The organism is Microbacterium sp. NPDC076911 (assembly GCF_040687125.1).
GTDB lineage: Bacteria > Actinomycetota > Actinomycetes > Actinomycetales > Microbacteriaceae > Microbacterium.
On the sequence record NZ_JBFBMP010000002.1, the window covers coordinates 185457 to 200590 of the forward strand.

The window sequence follows — 15134 nt, forward strand, 5'->3', positions numbered from 1 at the left end:
ACCGATGCGTGCTCAGCCAGAGCGTCTCACGCCGGGACGGGTTGCTGGCTACGATCGGAGGCCAAGCTGAGCACCGCCACGGCGAGTCCGCCCACGGCGAGCATCACGCCCACCCACGCGGGCGCAACATAGCCCCATCCGAGCGCAATCACCGCGCCGCCCAGCAGCGCGCCCATGCTGTTACCGATGTTGAGCGCGGAATGGTTGAGAGCAGCAGCGATCGACTGATTATCACCTGCCACATCCATGAGGCGGGTCTGGATCGTCGGGCTGAGCCCGGCTGCGACAAAACCAGTGGCGAAGACGAAAAAGCCGAACGCCCACAGCCACTCTGCGGTCAGAGCCAAAAGTGCGAGCACAACGATAAGGGCGATGAAGCCACCAATGAGCGTGCGCCGCAACGACACGTCAGCGAGGTGTCCGCCCACGAGGTTGCCAATCGTCATGCCGATACCCATCAGCACCAGCACGATGGGCACCACCCATTCGGCCGAGCCGGTGACTTCGGTGACTACGGGTGCGACGTAGCTATAGACCGCGAAGAACCCACCAAACCCGATCGAGCCGACAGCGAGCGCGAGCCATACCTGCCCGCTTTTGAACACTCCGAGCTCCTGCAGAAATGTGCGGCCGGGTTCACCCGGATGCGCGGGAACAAAGAAGCCGATGAGCACAGTTGCCGCAGCGAAGATTGCGGCGACGACCATGAATGCCGAACGCCATCCGACCTGTTGCCCGAGATAGGTTCCCAGCGGAACCCCGACCACATTCGCGAGCGTGAGCCCCGTCAGGACGAATGCCACACCCTTTGCCCGGTTGCCCGGACCCATCACATCAGCCGCGACCAGCGCACCGATTCCAAAGTAGGCGCCGTGTGGCAAGCCGGCCAGAAAACGGGATGCTGCGACCAGCTCAAACGTCGGAAGAATGAAGGTCAGCGCGTTGAAGACTGTGAGTGCGAGTGCCAACACGATCATCACTCGATGGCGCGGGAACTTGGCGACGCTTCCCGCGATCGTGGGCGCACCGATCACAACGCCGAGCGCGTACAGCGAGATGAGCCAGCCAGCCTGCGCAATCGCCTGCTCAGGATTGGCTGCCCACATGTCAGGCAGCAGATCTGCGGCGATGTCTGGCAGCAAGCCCATCACGACGAACTCGGTCATGCCGATGCCGAAACTGCCCACGGCGAGAGAGAGGAGCGCCCACATCGCCGCACCCCTCGAAGCTGAAGTCGAGGAGGTCACAGCGCCAGAATAGCGCGAGAACGACCCGAGTGTCGAATCGATTCGAGTCGTGGTAGAGGCGCGCCGCTAGAGGTCGTTTTCACTGCTCGCGCGCGCGTCGATGGCTGCTTCCAACCGATCGATCTTCGCGTCGAGCTCGCCCGAGTAGCCGGGACGAATATCGGCTTTCAATACCAGCGAGACACGGGATCCAAAGGTCTGCACGGCCTCTGTTGCTCGCTTGACCACCGCAAAGACCTCGTCCCACTCCCCCTCGATCTCGGTGAACATCGAAGTCGTGCGGTGGGGCAAACCGCTGTCTCGTACCACGGCAACGGCAGCTGCCACCGCATCGTGCACCGAGCCGTCGGCATTGCCGGTTCCGGCGGGGGAGACTGAGAAAGCAACGAGCATGAGAACCTCCAGGTTCAGGATTGGAGTGGTGAGAAAGCGAGCCTGCGCTTCGCAGCTACGGGCACGCGCACAACGAGAACGATCGACCAGACTAAGAGTGAGAGCATCAGCGCGTTGCGCGCAGTCAGCGCGGCGGCGGCGATCGGGGCAGCAATCAGTAGCTTGTCGTACAGCAACGGATAAACGAGCTGTGTGAGGCCAGCTGCCGCCAGACCGGTGATCGCGATACCGAGCCAGCGGCGTCGATTGATCACGAGCCCCAGCGCGATCGGCGCGATAATCCAGGTGAGGAACTGTGGCGACCCCACCTTGTTCACCGCCCAGAACGTCAGCACGAGCGCAAGCGCAAGCGGGGCGAACAGGGCGGCGAAGCTCGCACCGCGCCATGCCTTGAACGCGCCTAGCGCCGCCACGGCCAGCGCGGCAATCGCCAACAGTGGAGTCATCACTGCAATCACCGCGTCTACGTGCGGACCGGTCACCTGGAACGTCAGAATCGTCGGGTCGTAGAAGATGAATGAACCTTCGATGCCAGCGACAGCCCGCCATAGGTAGTACGCACTTACGGGAGCCTCAAGCTGAAGGCCGCGCTCTGTCTGGCCCGCAACGAACCCGAACACAAACGAGCTGCCGCCACCCACCACGATGACGATGATGGTAGCCCCGGTGACCACGAGGGCACCGGCAATTATCGTCATTCGGCTACGCAGCACGATCACAGCAGCTGCCAGCAGGGCGGCTGGCCATACCTTCATCCAGGTGGCGATCGCGAGCAAGATCGAAGCCAACGCAGGCCGACCGACCAGCCACAGACATCCCGCGATCGCCAACGGCACGGTGATGGCGTCGAGGCGATACATTCCCACCGGCCCGAGCAGCAGAATGAATGCAAGCCAGAATGACGCGGCGGTGACGCGCCCGCGAGAGCGAGCGTTTCCTGCCAATAGCGCAAAAGCGAGGGCATCTGCGAGCGTGACCAGCAACGCCCAGGCAACCTCGTAGCCAGCGATCCATTCGAACCCATGAGCGAGCACCATGGGCAGCAAGGCCCACTGCGGGTAAACCCATGCCTCAGTGATTCCGACAATTGATCCGCCGTCAAGGGCGTTCAGCGACCACGGTTCGTACACGAAGTACACGTCGCCCATGGGTTGACTCGGCCAGAGAAAGCCGAGAGCCGCGACGATGACGTGCACCAATACGAACGAAACCCACAGCCCTGCCCGCGTAGACACCCTGCCATCCTAGGCGCGCGATGGGACGTCACTTGGCCAGGCAAGTCTCCTCAGCGTGATGCGAGCGCTTCTGCCACGACGTGCGGCAACGCTTGTGCGACGTCCAACGCCGCGATGGGGCCGCCGCCGAACTGCGACGACGCGAACTCGGCAGCACGGCCGTGAAGCCAGGCCGCGCTGGCGGCGATGTCGGCGAGAGCGGCCAGATCTTTCACATTCCCCGCCGCAACTGCCGCGGCCACGAGGGCTCCCACAATTCCAGCCAGCACATCGCCGGTGCCCGCTGTGGCGAGCCATGCGGTGGGCGCATCAATCCTGAGCAACTGCCCGTCAGGCGAAGCCACGAGGGTGACCGAGCCCTTGAGAAGCACCACCGCATTGAGCGCACGTGCTGTCTCGCGGGCGGAACTGGCACGATCGCTGAGAGCTTGGAGGCCAAGCGCTTCGCGCATTCGAGCATGCTCGCAATCGTGGGGCGTCACCACGACCATGGTGGTGGCTTCTCGCGCCAGATCGAGCGCACCCGCGTCAACGACTACGGGTTGCTCGCCCGACAAGATGGTGCGCAGAGCATGCGTCTCGCCGCGGCCGCGGGCGGCAACATCGATACCCGATCCCACCACCCATGACTGCACGCGCCCGTCTGAGATCACCGTCTCTGGCCGACGTGCGAGCACCAGCGAGTGCGCAGACTGCGGCCCGAGGTAGCGCACCATGCCCACGCCGGTTCGCCACGCCGCCTCGACGCCGAGGACGGCTGCGCCCGGAAAGCCCTCTGATCCCGTGCGCATCCCCACCACGCCGCGGGAGTACTTATCGTCGGCGGCAGAAGGCATCCTGACGTTGCGCGCCACATCGTTCACAGTCCACGTGCCATCCATGGCGCCACCCTACTCGCGGAGCGCCTCCGCCGAGGGAGGCGACGACCGAGCTCGCTGGGTTGAATCAGCGGCGCAGACCGCGTCTCGTCGCATCCTGCACCTCGCCGATCAGCTCTTCGATGATGTCCTCAAGGAACAGCACTGCCGTGGTGTCACCGTCGAGGTTGCAGACGCGAGCGAGGTGACGCCCGGCTTGGCGCATCGACGCAAGCGCATCTTCAAGGTCTGTGGTTTCAAGAACCGGCACCATGTGGTGAATGCGCTTTGACGGAATCGGTGTGGCAACATCAGTGACCGCATGACGGCCTTCCGCCGCGCGGAGGATGTCTTTCAGATGCACATAGCCGATGGGATCGTCGTTGTCGTCCACGATCACATATCGCGAGAAGCCGTGCTTGGCCACAGCCCGCTCTATTTCATGCGGCGTGGTGGTGTGCTTGAGCGTGACCAGCTGCGCGAGTGGCACCGCGACCTGAATCGCTTTCTTGTCGGTGAACTCAACCGCAGCTGCCACAGCTCCCGAGGAATCATCGAGTACGCCCTCGATGCGCGACTGATTGACGATTGTCGCGACTTCTTCGAGCGTGAAGGTGGATGCTGCTTCGTTCTTGGGCTCGACGCCGAACAGACGCACAACGTGGTTGGCGATCCAGTTCAGGGTGACGATCACCGGGTAGAACAGCTTCGACGACCATACGAGTGGCGTAGCCAACATCAGAACGGCACGATCGGGCACCGAGAACGCGAGGTTCTTCGGCACCATCTCACCGAACACCACGTGCAGGTACGACACCACCAAGAGTGCGATGAAGAATGCCACGGCGTCGACGACGCCCTCAGCCCATCCGGTGAGTCCGAGTGGCTCTGCGAGCAGATGATGAATCGCGGGTTCAGACACGTTCAAGATGAGCAGCGAGCAAATGGTGATCCCGAGCTGACTTGTGGCCAGCATCAGGGTGGCGTGCTCCATGGCGTAGAGCGCGGTCTTGGCCGAGCGTGAGCCTTTCTCAGCGAGCGGTTCGATCTGAGAGCGTCGCGCCGAGATCACGGCGAACTCCGCACCAACGAAGAAGGCGTTGAAAATCAGAAGGACAACGAGCCATGCAATTCCTGCCCAGTCGCTCATCGCTCGCTCCCCTCCGCCGCAGCAGTTTCGGCCGGCAGGGCTATCCCGGTAAAGCGCACACGGTCGACGCGGCGACCATCCATGCGCAGCACCTCGAGTTGACCGTCTTCGATGTCGACCGTGTCGCCGACACGGGGAATGCGCTCGAGGAGACTCATAATGTAGCCACCGACGGTGTCATACACGTCACCTTCAGGAATTCGAATACCGGTGCGGTCGAGCACCTCGTCCGGTCGAAGCTCGCCAGGAAAGACGACGTTGCCTTCGGCGCGCACTACGCCCGCGCGGCGACGGTCGTGCTCGTCAAGAACTTCACCCACGATCTCTTCTACGAGGTCTTCGAGCGTCACAACACCGGCTGTGCCGCCGTACTCGTCGACCACGATCGCCATCTGATATCCCTTGGCTCGCAGCTCTGACATCAGCACGTCAAGGTGGACTGCTTCAGGAATGCGAAGCGGATCGGTGGCCAGCGCAGCAGCAGGAACGTCACTTCGACGCTCGCGAGGCACGCTGACCGCGGCTTTGAGATGCACGACACCGGTGATGTCGTCCATTGATTCGTCATACACCGGAAAGCGGCTGTGACCGGTGCGTCGCGCAAGCTGAATGACCGCTTCAGCGGAGTCGTCCGCCGCGAGAGCATGGATGCTGGGGCGCGGCGTCATGACGTCGGCGGCCGTATGGCGGGCGAAGGTGAGGGTGCGGTTGAGCAGTGAGGCGGTGTCTTCTTCGAGAACGCCAGCCAGTGCTGATCGGCGCACGAGGCTTGAGAGTTCCTCCGCGCTGCGCGCACCCGACAGCTCTTCTTTGGGCTCAATGCCCATCGCGCGCAGTACGCCGTTCGCACTGCCGTTGAGCACCACAATCGCGGGTTTGAATACGGCGGTGAACGCCACCTGAAATGGAATCACGAGCTTGGCGGTCTGACGAGGAACGGCGAGCGCGAAGTTCTTAGGCACGAGCTCGCCGATAATCATTGAGAAGACCGTGGCGAGCGTGATCGCGATGACGACGGCAAGAGGTGAGATAAGTCCTGACGGCAGGTTCCACGCTTCGAAGACCGGTGTCAGCAGGTTCGAGATGGCAGGTTCCATCGTGTAACCGGTGAGCAGCGTCGTCAGCGTGATCCCCAGCTGCGCGCTGGAAAGGTGAGTTGATGTGATCCTCAGCGCGCTGATGGTCAGCGCAAGCCGGGTCTCACCCGCGTCGCGACGAGCTTCGAGATCGGCGCGATCAAGATTGACCAGCGCGAATTCAGAAGCGACGAATAGGCCGGTTCCGATAGTGAGCAGCAGCCCCACGCCCAGCATGACGTAGTCCATCACGCATCACCCCCATTCAGTGCGGAGGCGGGTCGGTGGGGCAAGCGTCTACAACTGGGAGGGTCGTCCATCGTCCTCATATCCTAAAGCAGGCGCAGACGTTTCGACTCCTCGTTTGTCACCAACTGACCGGTAGTGCCTTGCCCTCGTCATACCCGGCCGCTGACTGCAATCCCACCCGCGCTCGTTCACGAAACTCCGGAACGGTCGCTGCGCCGGCATAGGTGAACGATGACCGAACGCCAGAGGTGATCATGTCGACCAGATCCTCCACGCCTGGCCGCTGCGGGTCAAGGTAGATCTTCGACGAGGAAATGCCTTCGGCGAACAATTCCTTGCGGGCGAGGTCGTAGGGGTCTAGACGCCCGAAGCGGTCGTGCACGGCCTTCGTCGACGCCATGCCCCACGATTCTTTATAGACGCGGCCATCTTTTTCCGTCTGCAATTGTCCCGGCGCCTCGATCGTTCCGGCGAACCATGACCCGATCATGACCGATGCTGCTCCCGCTGCAAGCGCAAGCGCGACGTCTCTCGGATAGCGCACTCCCCCGTCGGCCCACACGTGCGCGCCATGAGCACGCGCCGCCTCGGCGGTTTCGAGCACGGCAGAAAACTGCGGTCGCCCCACCGCTGTCATCATGCGGGTCGTGCACATAGCTCCCGGCCCGACTCCTACCTTCAGGATCGTGGCTCCGGCGCTGACAAGATCGTCCACACCCTCCGCGGTGACAATGTTTCCCGCTGCAATGGGAATGCCCAGATCCAGGCTTGCTACGGTGCCCAGCGCGCGCAACATACCCTCTTGATGCCCGTGGGCGGTATCGACGACAAGCACATCGACGCCGGCCGCCACGAGCGCTTTCGCCTTTGCCGCCACGTCGCCGTTGATCCCGACGGCGGCAGCAACGATAAGACGACCCGACGAGTCGATTGCCGGCCGATAGAGCGTAGAGCGCAATGCGCTGCGCTTTGACAGGGTGCCGACCACCCGACCGTGGTCGACAACGCACACCATCTCGACGCCAGCGGCGACAATCACATCGAACGCGTGACGAGCGCTCTCGATGTCGTGCGCATCGAGAGCGGTGACTCGACCGCGAGCAAGATCTCCCAATCGTGCGTCAGGAAGCGCGGTACCGAGCCTGCTGGCCGGAACAATGCCCAGTACATCCGCGATCGTCAGGTCGTCGTTCTCGGCGACAACGATTCCATAGCCCTCGGTAGCCGGAAGAAGCAGCGATGCCTCGGCAACCGTGGCGTGCGGCGGCAGCACGAGAGGGGTATCCCAAACGACGGGCTGTGCTTTGACCCAGCGAATGGCTGCGTCAAGGTCTTGCAGCGCCATGTCTTGGGGCAGCACTCCCAGGCCGCCTCTTCGAGCGAGGGTCGCCGACAGGCGGGAGCCGGTGACGGAGTTCATGTTCGCTGAAACGAGCGGAATCGTGGCAGTCGAGCCGTCGCCCGGTGACAGGTCAACGTCGAGACGACTGGTCACCGACGAGCGTCGCGGAACAAGGAAGACATCTGAATAGGTCAGATCGACAGCGGGTGCATCTCCGTAGAACTCCATGCCTCAACGCTACTGACCCACTGACGTAGATGTGCGCGCCCAGGATCTTTACAGCCACCCCATCGCTGATGCCCATACCTGATCCAGATACTGGGCTACGCTTAACAGACGCGTGCGAGGGCTCTACGTCCCGTGCGATTCATTCTTCATCGATGAAAGCAGGCAATCGAGCGTGTCCAGCCAGGTGTCGGGCGTCGGAGTTTCGAGCGAGGGAGAGTTCGGGGCCAACGAATGGCTCGTCGATGAACTGTATGAACAGTTCAAAGTCGACAAGAACTCGGTTGACAAGGCTTGGTGGCCAGTGCTTGAGGCCTACCACCCCGTGACGGCAGACGCGCCCCCTAGCCCGACGCAACCAGCTTCGAGTGACGCGCACCCGGTGACCGCTCCGATCCCCGTGATCGGCGCACAGCCAGTCGCGCGCACGACCGCCCGACCTGCTTCACCGCAGCCGGTGCCCGCACAGGCGCCCAAGGCTGCGCCAGTCGTGGCAGATGAGCCCGTCGAAGACAAGGTCACCGTACTTCGTGGAATGCCGAAGGCCCTCGCGTCGAACATGGACGAGTCGCTCACCGTTCCTACCGCCACCAGCGTGCGCACCGTGCCGGCGAAGTTGATGATCGACAACCGCATCGTGATCAACAACCACATGTCACGCACTCGCGGTGGCAAGATCAGCTTCACGCACCTCATCGGGTGGGCGCTCATTCAGGCGCTCAAGGAGTTTCCGAGCCAGAATGTGTTCTACGCAGAGATCGACGGCAAGCCCTCGGTTGTCGCGCCAGCGCACATAAACCTCGGTATCGCTATCGACCTGCCCAAGCCTGACGGCACGCGTGCGCTCATGGTGCCGAGCATCAAACGCGCCGACTCGCTGTCGTTCGAGGAGTACCTGTCTTCGTACGAAGACCTGGTGGTTCGCGCCCGCGCCGGCAAACTCACTGGAGCGGACTTCCAGGGCACCACACTTTCCCTGACAAACCCCGGCGGAATTGGCACCGTGCACTCGGTGCCCCGTCTGATGAAGGGGCAGGGTTGCATCGTCGGCGCAGGCGCGCTTGAGTATCCGGCGGAATTCCAAGGCGCGAGTGATAAGACGCTCAGCGAGTTGGCGATTGGCAAGACGATCACGCTGACCAGCACCTATGATCACCGAGTGATCCAGGGCGCCGGCTCGGGCGAGTTCCTCAAGAAGGTTCACGAACTTCTTATCGGCCAGCGCGGTTTCTACGACGACATTTTCGCGGCACTGCGCATTCCCTATGCACCTATTCACTGGGCTGCCGACATCAACGTCGACCTCGCAGAGCGCGTCGACAAGCAGGCTCGTGTGCAAGAGCTGATCAACTCGTTCCGCGTGCGCGGTCATATGATGGCCGACACCGATCCCCTCGAGTACATGCAACGCACGCACCCCGACCTCGAGATCGAGGAACACGGACTCACCTTCTGGGATCTCGATCGTGAATTCGTCACCGGCGGCTTCGGCGGTCGACGCGTGATGAAGTTGCGGGAGGTTTTAGGCGTGCTGCGCGACTCGTACTGCCGCACGACGGGCATCGAGTACATGCACATCCAAGATCCTGAACAGCGCCGCTGGTTCCAGCAACTGCTCGAAGTGAAGTACCAGAAGCCCGTCCATGACGAGCAGATGCGCATTCTCGACAAGCTCAACCAGGCTGAGGCGTTCGAAACGTTCTTGCAGACCAAGTACGTCGGCCAGAAGCGGTTCAGCCTCGAAGGCGGCGAATCGCTGATTCCATTGCTCGACGAGATTCTGCAGGGCGCAGCCGAAGCAGGCCTCGACGGCGCCGCCATCGGCATGGCCCACCGCGGCCGCCTGAACGTACTCACCAACATCGCCGGCAAGACGTACGGACAGGTCTTCCGCGAGTTCGAAGGTGCCGTCGCGGTCGGCTCCAAGCGGGGCTCCGGTGACGTGAAATACCACCTCGGCACCGAGGGCACGTTCGTCGACGACCGCGGCAAAGAGCTTCCGGTCTACCTCGCTGCCAACCCCTCACACCTTGAGACCGTCGATGGCGTTCTCGAGGGCATTGTTCGCGCCAAGCAAGACCGCAAGCCAATTGGCACGTTCTCGTGGCTGCCGATTCTGGTGCACGGTGACGCAGCCTTTGCCGGTCAGGGTGTCGTCGTCGAGACGCTGCAGATGTCGCAGTTGCGGGGCTACCGCACCGGTGGAACCATCCACGTCGTCGTCAACAATCAGGTCGGCTTCACGACTACGCCGCAAGACGGTCGCTCGTCGATCTACTCAACGGACGTCGCGAAAACCATCCAGGCTCCCATCCTTCACGTGAACGGTGATGACCCCGAAGCGGTCAACCGCGCAGCACAGCTTGCATTCGCCTATCGCGAGAAGTTCCACCGCGATATTGTGATCGATCTCGTCTGCTACCGCCGACGCGGGCACAACGAGGGCGATGACCCCTCGATGACCCAGCCGCTGATGACCAACCTCATCGAAGCCAAGCGTTCGGTTCGCCGCCTCTACACTGAGGCGCTCGTCGGCCGCGGTGACATCACCGAAGAAGAGTACGAGCAGGCCAAGCGGGACTTCCAGAACCGCCTCGAGATCGCTTTCGCAGAAACGCACGCGGCAGAGACCGGCACATCGAACGTCATCGAGGTCGACGCGATCGAAGAGCCCGTTGTCGGCACGCCGGACATCACCGGAGTGAGCCGTGAGGTTGTTCAGCTGATCGGCGATGCCTTCGTCAACAAGCCTGATGGCTTCACCGTGCACACAAAGTTGCAGCAGTTGCTCAACAAGCGGGCCGATATGAGCCGCAATGGAAACATCGACTGGGCGTTCGGCGAGCTTCTCGCGTTCGGATCTCTTCTGCTCGAGAAGACGAACGTGCGATTGGCTGGACAGGACGTACGCAGGGGAACCTTTGTGCAGCGCCACGCGGTGCTTCATGACCGGGCAAACGGCCAAGAATGGATTCCGCTGTCGAACCTGAATGACGATCAGGGACGTTTCTGGGTGTATGACTCGCTACTCAGCGAGTACGCCGCAATGGGCTTCGAGTATGGCTACTCGGTAGAGCGTGCAGATGCTCTCGTGCTCTGGGAAGCACAGTTCGGCGACTTCGCGAACGGCGCGCAGTCGATCATCGATGAGTTCATTTCATCGGCTGATCAGAAGTGGGGCCAGCAGTCGAGTGTCGTGTTGCTTCTGCCCCACGGCTACGAAGGCCAGGGGCCAGACCACTCGTCCGCGCGTATTGAGAGGTATCTGCAGATGTGCGCACAAGACAACATGGTGGTCGCTCGTCCGTCGACGCCGGCATCGTACTTCCACCTGTTGCGTCGTCAGGCCTACTCACGTCCGCGCCGCCCGATGGTCGTGTTCACGCCGAAAGCGATGCTTCGACTTCGCGGTGCCACCAGTCCCGTGGATGACTTCCTCACCGGCACTTTCGAGCCCGTTCTCGACGATAACCGTGACCTCGACCGCAACGCAGTCAAGCGGGTTTTGCTTCACTCCGGCAAGATCCACTGGGACCTCCGGGCAGAGCTTGACAAGAACCCGAACCCAGAAGTCGCACTTGTGCGTCTCGAGCAGTTCTACCCGACCCCTGCGGTCGATCTGAACCGGGTTGTCGAACTTTACCCAAATGCTGAATTGGTCTGGGTGCAGGACGAGCCAGAGAATCAAGGCCCGTGGCCCTTCGTGGCGCTTGAGCTCGCAAAGCACATGCGGGGGCGCACCATCCGTCGCGTCTCCCGTGCCGCCGCCGCGTCAACGGCCACCGGCTCGCCGAAGGTTCACGCGGCAGAACACGCCGAGATCATGAAGAAGGCACTCACCATTAGCTGAGTGAGTTCGCAACTGCTGAGGGTCCAAGATGCAATCGCATCTTGGACCCTCAGCAGTTGGCAGCCGGGTCGAAACCCGCTGCGCTCTGCGATCGCTAGTGACTCGCCTGCGCCTCGCGCAGCTTTGCCATCACCAAGTCACGCAGCTCTTCGGGCGCCGCTTCTTTGCACGCTCGAGCGACCACATCTGTGAGCGTGCGAGCGACAAGCGCCTCATCTCGACACTCGGGGCATTGCTCCAGGTGCTCGGTAATGTCGCTGTGTTGCGTCTTGCACACCTCGTTGCGGAGGTACTCCTCAAGGTCACGCCGCGCCTTTTCGCAGCCGCAATCGGTCATTTCGCGCTCCTCGTTGCGGACTCGATGCCGCGCTCTTTTGCGTAGTCGGCAAGCAGATCACGAAGCATTCGCCGGCCTCGATGCAGGCGGCTCATGACTGTGCCAATAGGGGTCTTCATAATTTCGGCGATCTCTTGGTAGGCGAATCCCTCAACGTCTGCGAGGTAAACCGCGAGTCGGAAATCTTCCGGGATTGCCTGCAACGCGTCTTTTACGACGGACGCTGGCATATGGTCGATCGCTTCAGCTTCAGCTGAGCGTGTCGTTGACGCCGTGGTTGATTCCGCACCGCCGAGTTGCCAGTCCTCCAGCTCGTCAATCGTGCCCTGGTACGGCTCACGCTGCTTCTTGCGATAGGTATTGATGTACGTGTTGGTGAGAATCCGATAAAGCCAGGCTTTTAGATTCGTCCCCTGCGTAAACGACTTCCAAGAAGCGAACGCCTTGACGAACGTCTCTTGCACGAGATCGGCAGCGTCAGCCGGGTTCCTGGTCATGCGCATGCCAGCGGCATACAACTGGTCCATGAAGGGCAACGCCTGCTCTTCAAACTGTCGTCGGGCCGCGGCCGCTGAATCCTCTTGCTCGGTCATCAGGCGCAAGTCTACGGCGGTGTCTTGCGTGTTTCTGGTGAAGGCGTCGCCCGACACCTCATTGGCAGAATGCTCAAGAGTTGCAATCACCTACTCGATGTCCTTCCTCGCGTGATCCCGGCGTTGCGTCACCGGTTCAGTAGGGTAGAACGCGATGACAGTCGACGGGTATTCCCCCAAATCACAGACCGCTCCAAAACGGAACGGTCATTGGCGCGCGCCCGCGGCGACAGGTCCGCTGAATGCCACTGTCACCGTGCCGGGGTCGAAGTCCCTCACGAACCGAGAGCTCATCCTCGCGGCGCTCGCCGACTCTCCGAGTCGACTGACTGCGCCGCTGCACTCTGATGACTCTGCCCGCATGGTGGATGCGCTGCGCGCACTCGGTGTGGAGATTGAGCTCGAGAGTGGCGATGGCTTGTACGGGGATGATTTTCTCGTGACTCCCGCCAAGCCGTTCCGTGGCGACACCGTCGTCGACTCAGGTCAGGCGGGCACCGTCATGCGATTCGCGGCTGCTCTCGCGGGCTTCGCCCATGGCGACGTCACGCTCACCGCCCACGAAAGTGCCTTGCACCGGCCGATGGGGGCCATGATCTCCGCGCTACGAGATGTCGGTGTTGACATCGACGATGGCGCGCGCTGGACCCTTCCGTTCACGGTGCGGGGTCGCGGCCACGTGCGAGGCGGCGAGATCACCATCGATGCCAGCGCATCGAGCCAGTTCGTCTCAGGGCTCCTTCTGGCTGCTCCTCGGTTCGACGTAGGGCTGCATCTGCGGCACTGCGGCGAGCGGCTGCCGAGCATTCCGCACATTGACATGACGGTGGAATCTCTCGCGCACCGCGGCGTTCATGTCGAGCGCCCCGCGGTCGGCGAGTGGATCGTGCCCGCGAGCAGTATTCGCGGCAAAGATGTCGCAATCGAGCCAGACCTCTCGAACGCCGCCCCGTTCCTCGCGGCCGCAATGATTGCAGGTGGCTCAGTGTCGGTGACCGGCTGGCCTGCTCATTCGACACAGCCCGGAGCCATGCTCTCTGACATCCTTTCGCTGATGGGCGCACGCGTTGTGCGCCGAGGCGGCGCGCTGACTGTGACCGCGGGCAACGGCATTCACGGAGTTGACCTTGACCTCTCAGCGGCTGGCGAGTTGACGCCGACGATCTTTGCGTTAGCCGCGTTCGCTGACGCCCCCACAACGCTCTACGGCATCGGGCACATTCGCGGCCATGAAACGGACCGCATCGCGGCGCTTATCGGTGAGCTTCGCGGATTGGGTGGCGAAGCGCATGAGCTCGAAGACGGCATACGCATCGTGCCGCAGCCATTGCACGGCGGCAATTGGCGCGCACATCATGATCATCGGCTAGCAACGACCGGTGCCCTTATCGGCCTCGCAGTCGATGGCGTCGAGGTCGATGACATCGGTACAACGGCGAAGACCATGCCAGAGTTCCCTGAAATCTGGCAGCGGATGCTCGATGACAGCGATCGCGACGACTGTGCCGAGGCGATGCATTCACTGTGAGCTGGCTCGATGATGACGACGATGACGTGCTCGAGTTCGACGAGTCCAGCATCCGCATCCGCCCCAACCCCAAGGCCAACCGTCCTCGAACCAAGAGACGGCCCGCGCACGCCGATGCGCAGATCGCGCGTGTGCTGGGTGTCGACCGTGGGCGATACACCGTGCTCGCTGACGAAGGCGGCCCCGACGAGCGTGTGGTGTTGGCCACTCGCGCACGCGAACTGCGCAAGATGCCGATCGTCACGGGAGACCGCGCACGCGTCGTAGGCGACCGATCCGGTGACGAGGGCACCCTCTCGCGCATCATCGGCATAGAGGAGCGCACATCGCTGCTGCGACGCAGCGCCGATGACACCGATCAAGTTGAGCGGGTGATCGTCGCGAATGCGGATCGGATGCTCGTGGTCGTCGCAGCGGCCGATCCCGAACCGCGCGCACGACTCGTTGATCGCTATCTCATCGCCGCACTCGACGCGGGCGTGCGCCCGCTTCTTGTCGTCACCAAAACGGACATCGCCGATCCGACAGCCTTCCTTCGGCATTTCGAAGGACTGGACGACCTTCAGGTCTTCACAAGCGGCATGAGCACCGGCGGAATGCCGTTGGAAGCCATCGGTGACGCACTGGTCGGTCATTCCACCGTGTTCGTCGGCCATTCGGGTGTCGGCAAGTCCACGCTTGTGAACGCCCTTGTCCCCGATGCACATCGTGCGACCGGACACGTCAATCAAGTAACTGGTCGCGGCCGGCACACATCAAGTTCCACGGTGTCGCTGCGCTATCAGAACGGCGAGAAGACAGGCTGGGTGATCGATACCCCGGGAGTGCGATCGTTCGGGCTCGGACACGTCGACACCACCAACATTCTGCGGGCTTTCACCGACCTTGCAGAGATCGCTCTCGAATGCCCGCGGGGATGCACGCACCTGGTCACTGCGCCCGACTGCGCGCTGCCGGGCGCCGTCGCAGCGGGACGACTCGGTGATCGAGGCGCCGAGCGTCTGGATTCGCTGCAAAGGCTGCTGGCGACGTTCGCAGAGAAGTAGTCTGGT

12 protein-coding genes are annotated in these 15134 nt (G+C 62.4%); 3 read left to right on the forward strand and 9 right to left on the reverse strand.

All coding sequences use genetic code 11. The annotated features are described in order from the left end of the window. Positions 1-26: 26 nt before the first annotated feature. The 7 genes from AB0O81_RS03365 to AB0O81_RS03395 form a co-directional block, all read right to left on the reverse strand. Complete coding sequence (locus AB0O81_RS03365; protein WP_363581763.1) at positions 27-1211, reverse strand: MFS transporter; 1185 nt, start codon at positions 1209-1211, stop codon at positions 27-29. Between the two features lie 102 nt (positions 1212-1313). Further along, on the reverse strand, positions 1314-1640 hold the full coding sequence (locus AB0O81_RS03370; RefSeq protein WP_363581234.1) for a thiamine-binding protein: 327 nt from the start codon (positions 1638-1640) through the stop codon (positions 1314-1316). A 14-nt stretch (positions 1641-1654) separates the two neighbouring features. Beyond that, on the reverse strand, positions 1655-2875 hold the full coding sequence (locus AB0O81_RS03375; protein ID WP_363581236.1) for a hypothetical protein: 1221 nt from the start codon (positions 2873-2875) through the stop codon (positions 1655-1657). 50 nt (positions 2876-2925) lie between these two features. After that, the gene (locus AB0O81_RS03380) at positions 2926-3756 is read right to left on the reverse strand and encodes an ADP/ATP-dependent (S)-NAD(P)H-hydrate dehydratase (protein WP_363581238.1); all 831 of its coding nucleotides are present in this window, start codon (positions 3754-3756) and stop codon (positions 2926-2928) included. Between the two features lie 64 nt (positions 3757-3820). Continuing rightward, entirely contained in the window at positions 3821-4882 is a 1062-nt protein-coding gene (locus AB0O81_RS03385; RefSeq protein ID WP_363581240.1) for a hemolysin family protein, read from the reverse strand. Then, positions 4879-6207 carry a hemolysin family protein gene (locus AB0O81_RS03390; protein ID WP_363581765.1) on the reverse strand — a complete coding sequence of 443 codons (1329 nt, stop codon included), beginning with the start codon at positions 6205-6207 and terminating at the stop codon, positions 4879-4881. Before AB0O81_RS03390 ends, AB0O81_RS03385 begins: the two co-directional genes overlap by 4 nt. A 118-nt stretch (positions 6208-6325) precedes the next feature. Continuing rightward, positions 6326-7777 carry a GuaB1 family IMP dehydrogenase-related protein gene (locus AB0O81_RS03395; RefSeq protein WP_363581242.1) on the reverse strand — a complete coding sequence of 484 codons (1452 nt, stop codon included), beginning with the start codon at positions 7775-7777 and terminating at the stop codon, positions 6326-6328. Positions 7778-7949: 172 nt separating this feature from the next. Here AB0O81_RS03395 and AB0O81_RS03400 point away from each other — a divergent pair, with 172 nt between their 5' ends. Continuing rightward, on the forward strand, positions 7950-11624 hold the full coding sequence (locus tag AB0O81_RS03400) for a multifunctional oxoglutarate decarboxylase/oxoglutarate dehydrogenase thiamine pyrophosphate-binding subunit/dihydrolipoyllysine-residue succinyltransferase subunit (RefSeq protein ID WP_363581244.1): 3675 nt from the start codon (positions 7950-7952) through the stop codon (positions 11622-11624). 94 nt (positions 11625-11718) lie between these two features. On the opposite strand, the gene AB0O81_RS03405 is transcribed toward AB0O81_RS03400, so the two are convergent. Beyond that, positions 11719-11961: a zf-HC2 domain-containing protein gene (locus AB0O81_RS03405; RefSeq protein ID WP_363581247.1), complete on the reverse strand. Its 243-nt coding sequence runs from the start codon at positions 11959-11961 to the stop codon at positions 11719-11721. Further along, positions 11958-12554 carry a sigma-70 family RNA polymerase sigma factor gene (locus tag AB0O81_RS03410; RefSeq protein ID WP_363581249.1) on the reverse strand — a complete coding sequence of 199 codons (597 nt, stop codon included), beginning with the start codon at positions 12552-12554 and terminating at the stop codon, positions 11958-11960. Before AB0O81_RS03410 ends, AB0O81_RS03405 begins: the two co-directional genes overlap by 4 nt. 154 nt (positions 12555-12708) lie before the next feature. On the opposite strand from AB0O81_RS03410, the gene aroA reads away from it, so the two are divergent. Then, the gene (gene aroA / locus AB0O81_RS03415) at positions 12709-14082 is read left to right on the forward strand and encodes a 3-phosphoshikimate 1-carboxyvinyltransferase (protein WP_363581251.1); all 1374 of its coding nucleotides are present in this window, start codon (positions 12709-12711) and stop codon (positions 14080-14082) included. After that, a complete protein-coding gene (gene rsgA / locus AB0O81_RS03420; protein ID WP_363581253.1) occupies positions 14079-15128 on the forward strand; it encodes a ribosome small subunit-dependent GTPase A in 1050 nt (349 codons plus the stop codon). The genes aroA and rsgA overlap by 4 nt, the downstream gene beginning before the upstream one ends. Positions 15129-15134: the final 6 nt, after the last annotated feature.